Consider the following 14129-nt stretch of genomic DNA (forward strand, 5'->3'; position numbering starts at 1 on the left):
AGAAACCTATCAGAAGTGCGGGGAGCCGCAATCGGTGGGGCGGGTGTCACGCCGTGAGTCAGCTGTGCCTATCCATGAAAGCGCGGAATGCGGAGGCTTCCTTGCGAAGCTCCTCCGCGCCGCATGCCAGGTGGAGGTTCCAACATGAAGCGTGTCGTCGGTGCCGCACTCCTCGCGGTGACAGCCCTCATGACTGCTTGTGCGGGCTCACGGTCCGCGTCCGCGACGGCAAGCCCCCCACCACAGGCGCTCACCTACGAGATGTCTACCCAGGGCGACGCGCGGCCCGAAGCGTTGCTCGTGGCACTGCACTCCTCCGGGGGCACCCCCGCCTTCTGGAGGGAGTACGTGCAGGACTGGGGCGCTCCGGTGCGGGTGCTGCTGCCCCAGGGACCGCTCCCGCGCCGGGAGGGTTACACCTGGTTTCATCCCGACCACGAGCAGAAGGCCGCGGCCGGCAAGCTCGCCGACCTGGAGCAGATGGGCGCGCGTGTCGCCGACCTCATTCGCGGCGTGCGGCGCACCCATCCCGAGCTTCGCCGCGTGGCCGTGACGGGCTTCTCGTATGGCGGAGACCTGGCCTGGTGGCTCGCCATCCGCTACCCGGACCTGGTCGACTTCGCCGTGCCCATGGGCTCGCGCCTGCTCGGGGACACGTCCCAGCCCCTGCCCGCGACGAGCCACGTGCGGGTGCTTCACGGCGAAGCCGACGCCATCATCGACGCCCGGCAGACGTCGGCTCGCGTCGAGGCGCTGAAGGCGCAGGGCCTCCCCATCGACATGATGAGCTACCCGGGCCTCGGCCATGACGTGTCACCGGCGCTGATAGAGGATTGGCGCGCCTTCCTCCGGCAGGCTCTGAGCGGTCAGGCCGTGCCTCCCGTGGCCTCTGGGGCGCGCTGAGCCCGAGATGCACCCCGAAGAGCGGCTTCCTAGCTTCATGAAGCCGGGTCCTCGCCAGAGGCCCGTCGATGCTCGGGGGGAGGCATGCCAGCGGAGACCGATGACAGGCGGAGCGACGAGGGCTCGTCCTCCGGTGAGGCGCGCCAACCGGAGGAGTCGGACTTCGGGGACTCCTTCCTGAGAGAGGTGGCGCACATGCCGCCGCCATTCCGGAAGCCCGTGGTGGGGGAGCGGCTGGGCGGCCTGGACGGGTCGCGCTTCGAAATCATCGAGGAGCTGGGTGGCGGTGCCATGGGGCAGGTGTTCGGCGCCTGGGACGAGGAGCTGCAGCGGGAGGTGGCGCTGAAGTTCCTGATGACGGCGGAGGGCCCGGATGAGACGTCGCGCGTCTCGCTGCTCCAGCGGGAGGCCCGGGCCATCGCGCACCTGAACCACGAGAACATCGTCCGCATCTTCGACGTGTCCGAGCTGGCAGGGGCCCCCGAGGAGCCCCGTGTCCCCTGTCTCGTCATGGAGCGTCTGGAGGGAGAGTCGCTCGACGCGCTGCTGAGTCGGGTGCATCGGCTCGGGCTGCGGCGCTCGCTGGAGATCATGAGCGCGGTGGCCGCGGGGCTGGCGCACGCGCACGAGCGCGGCATCGTCCACCGCGACCTCAAGCCCAGCAATGTCTTCATCACCCGCCAGGGGCCGGTGAAGCTGCTGGACTTCGGACTGGCCCACCTGCTGGCCGCCGGCAGCGCGCCACTGCCCCACCTGCCCACGGCCGGCACGCCTTCCTACATGTCTCCAGAGCAGTGGCGCGGCGAGAAGCAGGACGCCCGCACGGACGTGTGGTCGGCCGGCATCATGCTGTTCGAGATGCTCACCGGGAAGCAGCCCTATCGCAGTGGCTCCCTCGAGCTGCTGCGCCGGGAGGTGCTCTCCGCCGAGCCCGTCCCCTCGGTGCGCACGCTCATGCCGGGGCTTCCGGAGGAGCTGGACTCACTGGTGGCCACGGCGCTCGCCAAGGACCCGCGCCGGCGGCTGCCCTCCGCGTGGGAGCTCCGCGAGCGGCTGCGCCTGCTGGAGGAGCGGCTGGGGCCCTGGCGCGAGGAGCCCCTCGCGCTGCCCCCGCAGCGGCGGCAGGTGACCCTGGTGTCCTGCAAGCTCGCCGGGCTGGGCGGGCTGGCGGAGGCGCTGGATGCCGAGGACTTCAGCGAGCTGGAGGCGGCCTTCCACCTCAGCTGCTCCGAAATCATCCAGCGTCATGGCGGCTCGACGACCACCTGCGTGGGGGACGAGGTGCTGGCGTGCTTCGGCTATCCCGTCGCCCAGGAGGAAGACTCGGAGCACGCGGTGCGGGCGGGAATGGCGCTGAGCCATGCGCTGCCGGACATGCTGCGCAAGCGGCTGCCCCACCTGTCGCTGGGGACGCTGGCCGTGGGCGTGGGGCTGCATACGGAGATGGTCGCGTTCGACGACATCCTTCCGGAGCTGCGCGGACGCACGCCCGCCATCCAGGGGGAAGCCCCGCGCATCGCCGCGTGGCTGGCCAGGCAGGCGGGGAGCAACGAGGTGCTCCTCAGCCACACCTCGCACACCCTGGTGAAGCGCTCCTTCGATGCCGAGCCTCTCGGCCCCCGGACGTTCCAGGGCCTGGCCGGAGAGCGGAGGATGGAGTGCTGGCGGGTGGTGCGAGCGCGCAAGGCGGTGTTCCGCTTCGACCGGGCGCTGGCCATCGGAACGCTCTCGCCGCTGGTGGACCGCGAGCAGGAGCTGGGGCAGCTGCTGGACTGCTGGGCGCACGCCGAGCAGGGCCAGGGAGGGCTCGTGCTCATCACCGGCGAGGCGGGAATCGGCAAGTCGCGCCTCATCCAGGAGCTGCGGGAGCGGGCATGTCCGAAGCGCAGCATCCACCTCCGCTGCCAATGCTGGTCGCAGTTCGCAAACAGCGCCTTCTACCCCATCATCGAGATGGTGCAGCACCTGCTGCATCTGGACCCGGAGGGCCTGCCGCCGCAGAACCTGCGGGCGCTCGAGGCGCGGCTGGGGACGTTCGGGGTGTCCCCGGAGCGGATGGCCCTCATCGCGGCCTTCCTCTCACTGCCCGTCAAGGAGAACCTCCCCCCGCTCCAGCTCTCACCCGAGCGGCAGAAGGAGCGCACCTTCGAGGCGCTGGCGGACCTGCTGCTGCGAATCTCGCGGGAGCGCCCCGTGCTGGGCGTGGTCGAGGACCTGCACTGGGCGGACCCGTCGACGCTCGCGCTCCTCGGCTACCTGCTGGAGAAGCTGGGCCATTCGCGAGTGCTGCTCGTCCTCAGCGCCCGCCCAGGCTGCAAGCCTTCGTGGTGGGGAGAGCCCGGATTGCACCGGCTGGTGCTGGAGCGGCTGTCCGCGGAGCTGACCGGGACGCTGGTGAAGGAGGCGGCGGGCGAGCACGCCCTCTCCGAGGAGATGGTGCGCCAGCTGGTGTCCAAGACGGACGGCGTCCCCCTCTTCGCGGAGGAGCTGACGTACATGATGCTGGAGCGCGCCGGCCCCGGCGGCCCTCCGTCCCTGGGCACGCTGCGGAGCATCCCCGTCACGCTCCACGAGCTGCTGCTGGCCCGGCTCGACATGCTGCCCGCCCGGCAGAAGGCCCTGGCGCAGCTGTGCTCGGTGGTGGGGCGCAGCTTCTCCCATGTGCTGCTGGCCACGCTGACCCAGCGCAGTCCCACCGGGCTGCGCCGGGACGTGGAGGCGTTGGTGGCCGCGGGGCTGCTGCAGGAGGTCGACGCCGCCGAGCCCTGCTACCAGTTCCGCCATGCGCTCCTCCAGGAGGCGGCCTATCAATCCCAGCTGCGTGGCACGCGCCGGCAGCACCACCGCCGCATTGCCCAGGCCCTGGTGGAGCAGTTCCCTGACTGGGTGGAAGCGCAGCCGGAGCTGCTCGCCCATCACTACACGGAGGCCGGCGAGTTCCAACCGGCGGTGCACTACTGGGCCCAGGCCGGCATCCGCGCCAGCCTGCGCTCGGCCAACCGCGAGGCGGTGAGCCACCTGCAACAGGCGCTGAAGCTGCTACGCGCCCTGCCGGACCGGGACCAGCGCATGGGCGAGGAGCTGCAGCTGCTCATCGCCCTGGGCATTCCGCTCTCCCAGGAGCAGGGCTACCGCTCGCACGAGGTGAAGCAGACGTACTCCCGGGCGCGCGAGCTCTTCCACCAGGTAGGCGAGTCGCTGCCGCGGCTGGAGCTGTCCTACTGGGGGCCCTTCGCCTACTACTTCGCGCGCGCCGAGTACGCCAAGAGCCACGAGCTGGCGGAGCAGCTGGTGGACCTGGGCCAGCGCCAGAACAACCGGGAGCTGCTCTCGCTGGGCTACCGGATGATGGGCACCGACTTCTTCACCTGGGGGCGGATGAAGCAGGGGCTGGAGTACGTGGAGCGCGCGCTGGCCTGCTCGGACTTCACCCTCGAGGAGCATCGGGCCCTGGCCTTACGTCACTGGACGAACCCACGGGCCATGGCGCTCTCCTACGCCTGCGTCATCCACTCGGTCGTCGGTCAGGAGGAGCGGGCGCGGCACTTCGAGCGGGAGGCGCTGGAGCTGGCCAGGAGCATCCGCCACCCCCACACCCTGGCCTTCGTGCTGACCCACACGGGCGTCGCCCGGATGATGCGCCGGGACGTGCCAGGCACGCTGAAGCTGGCGGAAGAGACCCATGCGCTCGCGCGCGAGCACTGGTTCCGGTTGTGGCTCGTGTGGTCGGGCCTGCTGCTCGGCTGGGCCCGCTCCGAGCTGGGGCATCCGGACGAGGGGCTGGCGGTGATGCGCAAGTGGCTGGGCCAGTGGCGACTGGCGGGCATCCGGGCCGGCATGCCCCTCAACATCGCACTGCTGTCAGAGGTGCATCTGCGCCTGAAGCAGCCAGTCGAGGCCCTGACCGCCGTGCGTGAGGGGCTCAAGTGGGTGGCGGCGTCGCGAGAGTCCTATTTCGAGTCCGAGCTCTACCGGCTCGAAGGCGAGGCCCTGCGGGCGCTGGGCCGGACGCAGGAGGCACACGACAGCTTCTTGCAGGGCGTGCGAATCGCGTACGCCCAGGGCGCGCACGGGTTCGAGCAGCACGCCCTGCGGGGACTGGACCTGCCACAGCCCGACCTGGGCATGCGGGAGGAAGGCCCGGGGCACGTGTAGACGAGGTGCGCCGCAGCGCGCCAACGCGTTGCGGCTGCAATCCAATGGATGCCAGCGGGTTGACCCGCCTGCGCATTGCGCCGTCTACTCCTGGCCTCCACGCGGACCGGGCTTGCCCGTGCACGCGCTGGAGTCAACGCAGCACACACCAGGAGCACGACATGAAGATCCAGACCAAGGTCCGTGGCGGTCCCCGTAGCTGTGGCGGCGGCACCACGTCCACCGAGATGAACTGATGCAATGCCGTCGGCGGGCGGAGCATCGCCCGCCGGTGGCCTTCAGAGCGGCCACGGGCAGCCAAGGCCAATCATCCGCTTCTGGATGCTGGCGCGCCCATGCGTTCAGTCATGGATGATTGGAATGTCTGTCTTCAGACGAAGGCAGGGCGCTGCAGGTCGGAGGCTCGCCTGATGGGTTCAGTGAGTTCACACTTTTACGTGTGAGGGGCCACCGCGCCCGGTTGCCTTCGCTCCCCTCCGGTCCGTCTTCCGAGGGGAAGCACATGCAAACTGTCGAGCTCGACCGCTGCCGTGGCATGCGGAATCGTCTTGGTGCGTGGGCCCGGGTGTCGTGCCTGCTGCTGGCGACGGCAAGTGCCTGCGGGCCGGTGGAGGACGCCTCCGAGCCTCCCGTGCTTCAGGCCCAGGTCCAGGCGTCGGAGAGCCACAACCCCCTGTCGCTCAATGGCCTGTCCTTCAACGGGCTGTCGTTCAACGGGCTGTCCTTCAATGGCTTGTCGTTCAACGGGCTGTCCTTCAATGGCCTGTCGACGTCCACCTTCAGGTCATGGTTCCAGTCGAACCCCGCGGTGGCCGACGAGGTGATGCGCTACATCGTCCGCTGCGCCGTGCCCGCCGGACAGACGCGCACGTACACGCATCCGACCTCAGGAGTGACGTACACCTGGACGGGCGCGCTGGGGCTGGCGCCGGCGTGGGCCGGAGGCTCGTCGGCGCCGCTGCTTGAGCAGCAGCTCGTCTCGGCGTGCCTGGCCGCGCACGTCAATCCCTATGGCGTGAGCGTCCCCATCTCGGTGCTGGGCCGGGGTGCGCAGGGCCAGCCCATCCCGTACACGTCCGAGGAGCTGAACGCGTTTCCCAAGCAGGAGTCCTGCTTCTTCGGCAACCTCTTCACCGGCCAGGGGCTCCACGCGGGAAGCCGGGGGACGCTGCTGGGCCAGGACCAGAGCAGCGCCCGTGCATGCGCGGTGGTGGACAGCTCCGGGAGCCAGCGGAAGTCCTGCGCACCACTCTTCTTCGTAGGGGAGTGCGCCAGACACTGCACCCTGGACCCTTCGGGGCTGTTCTATTCGAAGTGCCGCTACGCGGGCGTGGAGTACCGGCCCCTCGTCACCCGGCTGCGAGACCAGGACATCTACCGATGTGGGGATGGCTCCTGCCAGGTCACCGAGTCGTGTGGCACGGCCCACTGGTACAACAGCTGTCGGGCGGACTGCGGCCTCTGCCGGTGACGCCGACCCTGGCGTGGCGGAGGTAGGGGATTGTAGGTTGAGTTTGATGTTGATGTAACCTGCCGCTGATTGCGTACAGGCGGACACCTGTGGGATGGAAGGGGACCCCCGCTCGCCGTAACGGAGTCCCCTCGCATGCTGCATGTGTCCTTCCGACAACTGTTGGCGCCGTTGTCTGCGCTGCTCCTCGTCATGTCCGCGTGCGGCGATGACGGTGGCGACGACCCGGTGTGCGGCAACGGTGTGGTGGAGGCCGGGGAGCAGTGCGACGACGGCAACACCACCAACGGTGACGGCTGCGAGAGCACCTGCCGTCCCACGCCCGCGCCAGTGCCCGACGCCGGCGCAGATGCGGGCTCCGACGCGGGCACGGATGCCGGCAGCGAGACGGACGCGGGCACGGATGCCGGCTCTGGCAGCGATGCCGGTACCGACGCGGGCACGGACGTCGATGCTGGCTCCGGCAATGACGCGGGTACCGACGCGGGCTCGGACGTCGATGCTGGCTCCGGCAATGACGCGGGTACCGACGCGGGCTCGGACGTCGATGCTGGCTCTGGCAATGACGCGGGTACCGACGCCGGTTCGGACATCGACGCAGGCTCTGGCAATGACGCGGGTACCGACGCCGGTTCGGACATCGACGCAGGCTCCGGCAATGACGCGGGTACCGACGCCGGTTCGGACATCGACGCGGGTTCTGGCAGCGACGCTGGCAGCGATGCCGGCACGGAGACCGATGCGGGTTCCGACGCGGGCTCTGGCATCGACGCTGGCACTGACGCCGGCTCGGAGTTCGACGCCGGCACCGACGCCGGCTCTGGCATCGACGCTGGCACTGACGCCGGCTCGGAGTTCGACGCCGGTACCGACGCGGGCTCTGGCATCGACGCTGGCACCGACGCCGGCTCGGAGTTCGACGCCGGTACCGACGCGGGCACTGGCAGTGACGCGGGCACGGATGCCGGTACCGACGCGGGCACTGGCAGTGACGCGGGCACGGATGCGGGCACCGACGCCGGCACGGCGCAGGTGACGCTGGCCAGCTTCGGCCCGACGGGCACCTTCGCGCGCTCGGGCTTCACGGGCCCGACCTTCCCGGAGGCGCTCACGGTGACGCTGAAGGAGCCCGCGCCCACGGAGGTGTGGGTGGAGATGACGTCCTCCACCCCGGCCGTCAAGGTGGCGGGTGGGAACCTGGTGCGGGTGCCGCAGGGCTCCACGTCCGTCGCGGTGGTGGTGGGCGCGGACCTGGAAGCGGACCCGGGCGTGAGCAAGGCGGTGCTGACGGCCACGCTGGGCACCGAGACGCGCGAGGCCACGGTGCGGGTGCTCGCGGTGAACCAGCCGGCGACGCTGTCCCAGCTGTCCCCCGAGGCGGCCGTGGTGGGCGCTGGCGGGGCGCACGGCTTCACCGTGCTGCTGGACGTGCCCCCGGCGGTGGACACGCAGGTGGACATCGCGGTGCAGCCCGCGTCCCTCGGCACGGCGCCGGTGCGGGTGACGGTGCCCGCCAACACCCTGTCCGCCAAGTTCGACTTCACCGCCGGCAGCACGGGCGGCGCGGGCCAGGTGGTCGCCACGCTGAACGGCGTCACCGCGGTGGCGAGCGTCCGGGTGGAGGTCGCCACCACGGGCCACGTCGTCATCAGCGAGATTGCGCCCGCGGGCCCGAGCAACGCGAACGACGAGTTCATCGAGCTCTACAACCCCACCAGCAGCACGGTGAACCTCGCTGGATGGAAGGTGCAGTACAAGAGCGCCGCGGGCGACACCTACCTCAGCTTCACGCTGCCTTCCGGCTCGAGCATCGCGCCCAGGGGCTACTTCCTGGTGGGCGGTCAGAGCTACTCGCCGGGCACGGGGGGGCCGGCCCGGGACGCGAACTGGGGCACGACGTTCCTCCTGAGCGCCAGCGGCGGCGGCCACGTGCGCATCGGTACCGCGGCGCTGACCACGGACCCCGACGACCCGACGGCGGTGGACACGGTGGGCTACGGCACCGCCAACCGGCCGGAGGGCTCGGCCATCCCGTCCATCCCCGCAGCCGCCGGCAGCTTCGAGCGCAAGGCGACGGCTGCCTCCACCGCCACCACCATGCAGTCAGGTGGCGCGGACGCGCTGAAGGGCAACGCGTACGACTCGGACAACAACGCCGCCGACTTCATCCTCCGGACGACGCGCGACCCGCAGAACAAGGCGAGCCCCAGCGAGCCGTAGGAGCCGGGGCCTCATGGCGCCCCTACCGCCAGTGCGCGCGGTAGGGGCTGGAAATACCGCTCGGGCCGGGCCATAAGCGTCCCGTGCGAGTCGTGTCGTGGAATGTGAACGGGCTGCGCTCGGTCCACCGCAAGGGCTTCCTCCCATGGCTGAAGGGGGCCCGGGCGCAGGTGGTGGCCGTGCAGGAGGTGCGCGCCCGCGCCGACCAGCTCCCCGAAGAGGTGCGCGCTCCGCCCCGGTGGAAGACGCACTTCGTCGCGGCGGAGCGGCCCGGCTACAGCGGCGTGGGGCTGTTCTGCCGGCTCGAGCCGGATGACGTCACGACGGTGCTGGGGATAGGAGAGCTGGACGTGGAGGGGCGGCTGCAGATTGCCCGCTTCGGCAAGCTCACCGTGGTGAACGGCTACTTCCCCAACGGCAACGGCAAGGACCGCGACCTCAGCCGCATCCCCTACAAGCTGACCTTCTACCGGCGCCTCTTCGAGCGGCTGGAGAAGCCGCTGCGCGACGGGCACCGCGTGCTGGTGGTGGGAGACTTCAACACCGCGCACCAGGACATCGACCTGGCGAGGCCCCGCGAGAATCGCGAGACGAGCGGCTTCCGGCCCGAGGAGCGCGAGGAGTTCGACCGCTGGATTCGCGCCGGCTGGGTGGACACCTTCCGCCACTTCCACAAGGCGCCCGGGCACTACTCCTGGTGGAGCCAGCGCGTGGGCGTGCGGGAGAAGAACATCGGCTGGCGCATCGACTACGTGCTGGCCTCTCCGGCGGCCATGGCATACGTCCAGAAGGCCGGCATCCACCCCGACGTGCTCGGCTCGGACCACTGTCCGGTGAGCGTGGACCTGGACCCGGCGGTCCGCTGAACGTTGTCAGAGGCTCTCATGAACGCACTGCTCTCCATCTGGACGTGGATTGAAATCAGCCTGGTGGCCCTGCTGGGCTTCTTCGTCCAGCTGACGCTGGCCATCTTCACCTGGCCGTTCGACCGGGTGCGTCACGTGACGGGGCGCTGCTTCCGGCTGATAGGCGTCACCGCCGCCAGGCTGACGCCGTTCTGGCGCTTCGGGGTGCATGGTCCGGTGCCCGCGAAGGTGGCGCCGAACACGGTGGTGGTGAGCAACCACGAGTCCAACGCGGACCCGTTCCTCATCTCTCACCTGCCGTGGGAGATGAAGTGGCTGGGCAAGGCCAGCCTGTTCAAGATTCCGGTGGTCGGCTGGATGATGTGGATGGCGGGGGACATCCCCGTGCACCGTGGGGACCGCGACTCCGCGACGGGCGCCATGGCCCGCTGCAAGGAGTGGCTGGCCAAGGGCATGCCGGTGATGATCTTCCCCGAGGGCACGCGCTCGAAGACGGACGAGCTGCTGCCCTTCAAGGACGGCGCCTTCCGGCTGGCCATCGAAGCGCAGGCGGACGTGCTGCCGCTGGCGGTGAGCGGGACGCGGCGGGCGCTGCCCAAGCACTCGTGGCGCTTCGCCGTGTCGCGCGGGCTGGTGACGGTGGGCACGCCCATCTCCACCAAGGGGATGACGCTGGCGGACGTGGAGCGGCTGAAGGACCTGGCGCGCGAGCAGATCCTCTCGCTGCGCGCCTCGCTGATGCCGCTGACCCGCACCGGCACGGAGCCCCCGGCCTCCACGGGCACCGCCAGCGCCGCGTAGGCGGGCCGTCCCTCCGGCTCAGACGTCCGTCTGCGCGTCGTCGACGATGTGGCAGCGCATGTCCTTGTCGAGGACGTCCTCGATGAGGCCGCGCACCACGTCCTTGCCGCCCACCTCGAAGGACAGGCCGACCTTGTCGCCGGCGACCGACTCCTGCTTGTCCAGGGTGAGCCTGCCGCCGAGCGCCACCGCGTTGCCGTCCACCTTGCCGCCGTCGTGGACGCGGACCTCTCCGCCGAGCGACACCACGCTGCCCTTCACCCGGGCGCCGGCCTCGATGATGACGCGGCCCCGGATGGCGATGGCGTCCTCCACCACCGCGCCCTTGCGGATGATGACGTTGCCCTCGATGGCGACCGCGTCCTTCACCTTCTCGCCCGCCTCGATGACCAGGTCGGTGCCCTGGACGGCACGGCTGCCATCCTTGGAGTTGGTGGCGCACACCACCCGCCAGTCGTTGGGCTTCTTCGCGGCGTCATCCGCGGCGAAGGCCGGGGCGGCGAGGGCGAAGGTGAGGGCCAGGGCGGGAACGGGAGGCAGGCGCATGGACGACTCCGGAGGCTCCGAGTTGCTTCTGATACGGAGGTCCGCCAGCGCGATTGCCGGCCCGCGGGCGCAGCGGATGCGCGGCGGGGCGGCTCCTGCTAGACGGAGCCTGCTGGCCCGGAACTCGCAACACGGCTTCCCGGCCTGTTTCCGGAGGTACCCCTGGCTCCCGCGTCGACGCCGTCGGACGACTCTCACGACCTGACCATCTGGGTGTATGCCTTCGGCTACTTCGCCGCCTACGCCCCCTATAGCGCGCTGACGAAGGCGCTGTCGGGAGGGCTGTTGCCCGGCATGACGCACGGCATCTCCGGCTTCACGCTGCTGCCGGTGAGCGCCATGGCCTCGCTGGTGGGCATGTTCGTCTTCATCACCCTCAAGCGGTGGTGGCGCTACGCGGGGCACCGCGAGGTGCTCGGCCTGCGGGTGCCGCTCCCGGGGCGCTGGACGCTGCTGTCCGGGTTCTGCTCGGCGGCCATCATCGGGACGACGACGCTGTCGTACACCCTGCCGGGTGCGTCCATCGTCTTCATGATGCTGCTGATGCGGGGCGGGGTGCTCGTCCTCGCGCCGCTGGTGGACGTGCTGAGCGGGCGGCGGGTGCGCTGGCCCTCGTGGGTGGCGCTGGGGCTGAGCCTGGGCGCGCTGGTGGTGGCGACGGGGACGAACGTGAGCTTCACCCTCACGCTGGTGGCCGCGCTGGACGTGGGCGTGTACCTCGCCAGCTACTTCTTCCGGCTGCGCGCCATGAGCCACCTGGCCAAGTCCGGAGACCCGGCGGTGTCCATCCGCTACTTCGTGGAGGAGCAGATGGTGGCCACGCCCGTCCTCGTGGCCCTCTTGGCGTTCCTGGCGCTGCTCGGGGGAGATGGAATTCTGGGCGACATCCGCGCCGGCTTCACCGGCGTGCTGTCTCGGGGCCACCTGCTGGAGGAGGTGCTGGTGGGGCTGCTGTCCCAGGGGACGGGCATCTTCGGCGGCCTCATCCTCCTGGACTCGCGGGAGAATGCCTTCACCGTGCCGGTGAACCGCGCCTCCAGCGTCCTCGCGGGCGTGCTGGCCACGTGGGGGCTGTCGGCCTGGGTGGGCCTGCCCGGTGTCGGAGTGGGCGAGCTGGCGGGGGCCTCGCTCCTCGTCGGCGCCATGGCGGTGCTCGCCGTGCCCACGGTGCTCGCGATGCGGCGTCCTAGGCCGTCCGGAGCTCTTCCCTGAGCGCGGCAATGATGGCGTCCAGCTCGCGGTGGAGGGCCTGGACGGCAGCGGCCACCCTGGCCGGCGGCCCTGGGGACGGTGCCTCCGGGAAGCAGGCGAGGCCCTCCTTCACGGCCGCGCGCAGGGAGTGCGCCTGCAGCAGCTCCAGGGTGGGCCGTATCTTGTGGGACTGATACACGAAGGCGTCCCGGTTGCCGGTCTCCAGCGCCTGCTGGAAGTCGTCCTTGTACTGCTCGCAGCTCGCCAGGGTGATGCTGCTCAGCTCCACCAGGGCCTTCGGGTCGTCGTCGAGCATGCGCCGGAGCCGCCGCAGGCTGAACGCCGGTGACGCGACGGACGGGGCGGGCGGAGCCGCAGGAGCCGCCACCGCCTGCCGCCAGGCGCTGTGCTTCACGAGCATCGCGGCGAGCTCCGAGGGCTTGTAGGGCTTGCCGATGAAGTCCGTGAAGCCGGCGGCGCTCGCCCGGTGCTCCAGGCCCAGGCGGGTGGACGCCGTCACCGCGATGATGGGAATGCGCCGGTAGTCCGCGCCGGGCAGCGCCCGGATGGCGAGGGTGGCCGCGTAGCCGTCCAGCTCCGGCATCCGCACGTCCATCAACACCAGGTCGTAGTCGGCCGTCTGGATGCGCTCGACGGCCTGCTGCCCATCGCCGACCACGTCGAAGTTCGCGCCCCACTTCTGGAGGAACTGCGACAGCATGAACACGTTGATGGCGTTGTCCTCCGCCACCAGGATGCGAAGGCCCTGGAGGGCCTCCGTGGAGACGCGGCCTTCGGCTGCGCCCCCGGCGCTGGGGACCTCCTGGCCGAGCTTCAGGCGCAGGGTGAAGGAGAAGGACGACCCCTGGCCCGGCGTGCTCTTCACGCCCAGCCTGCCGCCGTGCAGCTCCACCAGCTTCCGGCTGATGGCGAGCCCCAGCCCGGTGCCCCCGTACTTCAGGCCGATGTCGTAGTCGGCCTGGGTGAACTCCTCGAAGATCTGGTCCAGGCGCTCCTCGGCGATGCCGATGCCCGTGTCGGTGACGGCGAAGTCGACCGCCACGCCGCCCTGGAACGCCTCCCTCACGCCCACCGTCACCGTCACCGCCCCCAGCTCGGTGAACTTGATGGCGTTGCTCACGAGGTTGGTGAGCACCTGGGCGAGCTTGACCGGGTCCCCGACGAGCCATTCCGGCACCGCATCGTCGATCTCCGCGATGACCGGGAGCTGCTTCTCCTCGGCCTTGATGTTGAGGGCGAAGATGGTGCCATAGACGAGCTGGCGCAGGTTGAAGGGGCGCTCCTCCAGCGCCGCCTTGCCGGAGTCTATCTTGCTGAAGTCCAGGATGTGGTTGATGAGGCCCAGCAGGTTCTCGGAGGACGACTCCAGGATGCGGACGTACTTCTGTTGCTGGGGCGACAGCTCGGTGCGCTGCAGCAGACTGGAGATGCCGATGATGGCGTTCATCGGCGTGCGGATTTCGTGGCTGACCATGGACAGGAAGTCCGCCTTGGCCCGGGCGGCCTGCTCCGCCTTCCTGCGCGCCAGCACCAGCTCCCGCTCGTACTTCTTCCGGTCGGAGATGTTGAAGAGGGTGGTCCGGTTCAGCAGCGGCCTGCCGGCGGCGTCCCTGCGCTGGACGGTGTTGAGCAGCACCGGCAGCGGGGTGCCCGCGCGCGTCAGCAGCTCGAGCTGCACCTCGTTGAGGAAGCCCTGCATCAGCAGCAGGGGCGCGAAGTGCGTCTCGTGGAAGATGCGCCCTCCCACGGACAGCAGGTCCTGGAAGCGCCTGCCGGACAGCAGCTCCTCGCGCGTGTACCCCAGCCAGGTCAGGAAGGTCTGGTTGGCCTTGACGATGAGGCCATCCGGCCGCGTGGAGATGTAGCCACACGGCGCGTTCTCGTACAGGTCCTCCGCGCTCTCCTCGAGCAGGTCCTCTGGAGCCTGGCTCGTGGCGCGCGGTGGCTCTTTCACG

The 14129-nt window shown here is 70.2% G+C and carries 9 protein-coding genes; 7 read left to right on the plus strand and 2 right to left on the minus strand.

What is annotated here, in order from left to right:
- The first annotated feature begins 261 nt into the window (after positions 1-261).
- From LXT23_RS12115 to LXT23_RS12140, 6 genes are all read left to right on the plus strand, one after another.
- Positions 262-903 carry an alpha/beta hydrolase gene (locus tag LXT23_RS12115; RefSeq protein ID WP_253980280.1) on the plus strand — a complete coding sequence of 214 codons (642 nt, stop codon included), beginning with the start codon at positions 262-264 and terminating at the stop codon, positions 901-903.
- A gap of 84 nt (positions 904-987) precedes the next feature.
- Positions 988-5058 (plus strand): protein kinase domain-containing protein, encoded by a 4071-nt coding sequence (locus tag LXT23_RS12120; RefSeq protein WP_253980281.1) that lies wholly within the window; start codon positions 988-990, stop codon positions 5056-5058.
- A 502-nt stretch (positions 5059-5560) separates the two neighbouring features.
- A complete protein-coding gene (locus LXT23_RS12125; RefSeq protein WP_253980282.1) occupies positions 5561-6529 on the plus strand; it encodes a hypothetical protein in 969 nt (322 codons plus the stop codon).
- A gap of 171 nt (positions 6530-6700) precedes the next feature.
- Entirely contained in the window at positions 6701-8749 is a 2049-nt protein-coding gene (locus tag LXT23_RS12130; protein ID WP_323378907.1) for a lamin tail domain-containing protein, read from the plus strand.
- An 83-nt stretch (positions 8750-8832) separates the two neighbouring features.
- Positions 8833-9615, plus strand: a complete 783-nt coding sequence (locus tag LXT23_RS12135) for an exodeoxyribonuclease III (protein WP_253980283.1) — start codon at positions 8833-8835, stop codon at positions 9613-9615.
- An 18-nt stretch (positions 9616-9633) separates the two neighbouring features.
- Positions 9634-10416 (plus strand): lysophospholipid acyltransferase family protein, encoded by a 783-nt coding sequence (locus tag LXT23_RS12140; RefSeq protein ID WP_253980284.1) that lies wholly within the window; start codon positions 9634-9636, stop codon positions 10414-10416.
- 18 nt (positions 10417-10434) lie between these two features.
- On the opposite strand, the gene LXT23_RS12145 is transcribed toward LXT23_RS12140, so the two are convergent.
- On the minus strand, positions 10435-10962 hold the full coding sequence (locus LXT23_RS12145) for a bactofilin family protein (RefSeq protein WP_253980285.1): 528 nt from the start codon (positions 10960-10962) through the stop codon (positions 10435-10437).
- 213 nt (positions 10963-11175) lie between these two features.
- On the opposite strand from LXT23_RS12145, the gene LXT23_RS12150 reads away from it, so the two are divergent.
- Positions 11176-12174, plus strand: coding sequence for a hypothetical protein (locus tag LXT23_RS12150; RefSeq protein ID WP_253980286.1), 999 nt, complete (start codon positions 11176-11178; stop codon positions 12172-12174).
- Here the strand turns inward: LXT23_RS12150 and LXT23_RS12155 are convergent.
- Positions 12149-14128 carry a PAS domain-containing hybrid sensor histidine kinase/response regulator gene (locus LXT23_RS12155; protein ID WP_253980287.1) on the minus strand — a complete coding sequence of 660 codons (1980 nt, stop codon included), beginning with the start codon at positions 14126-14128 and terminating at the stop codon, positions 12149-12151. The two genes, LXT23_RS12150 and LXT23_RS12155, sit on opposite strands and share 26 nt — an antisense overlap.
- Between the last annotated feature and the right edge of the window lies 1 nt (position 14129).

This window comes from Pyxidicoccus xibeiensis, assembly GCF_024198175.1.
In the GTDB taxonomy this organism is placed as follows: Bacteria; Myxococcota; Myxococcia; order Myxococcales; family Myxococcaceae; genus Myxococcus; species Myxococcus xibeiensis.

Coding starts and splice junctions, on each gene's coding strand:
- LXT23_RS12140 (WP_253980284.1), top strand. CDS start 9,634: ATGAACGCACTGCTCTCCATCTGGACGTGGATTGAAATCAGCCTGGTG.
- LXT23_RS12125 (WP_253980282.1), top strand. CDS start 5,561: ATGCAAACTGTCGAGCTCGACCGCTGCCGTGGCATGCGGAATCGTCTT.
- LXT23_RS12120 (WP_253980281.1), top strand. CDS start 988: ATGCCAGCGGAGACCGATGACAGGCGGAGCGACGAGGGCTCGTCCTCC.
- LXT23_RS12115 (WP_253980280.1), top strand. CDS start 262: ATGTCTACCCAGGGCGACGCGCGGCCCGAAGCGTTGCTCGTGGCACTG.
- LXT23_RS12145 (WP_253980285.1), bottom strand. CDS start 10,962: ATGCGCCTGCCTCCCGTTCCCGCCCTGGCCCTCACCTTCGCCCTCGCC.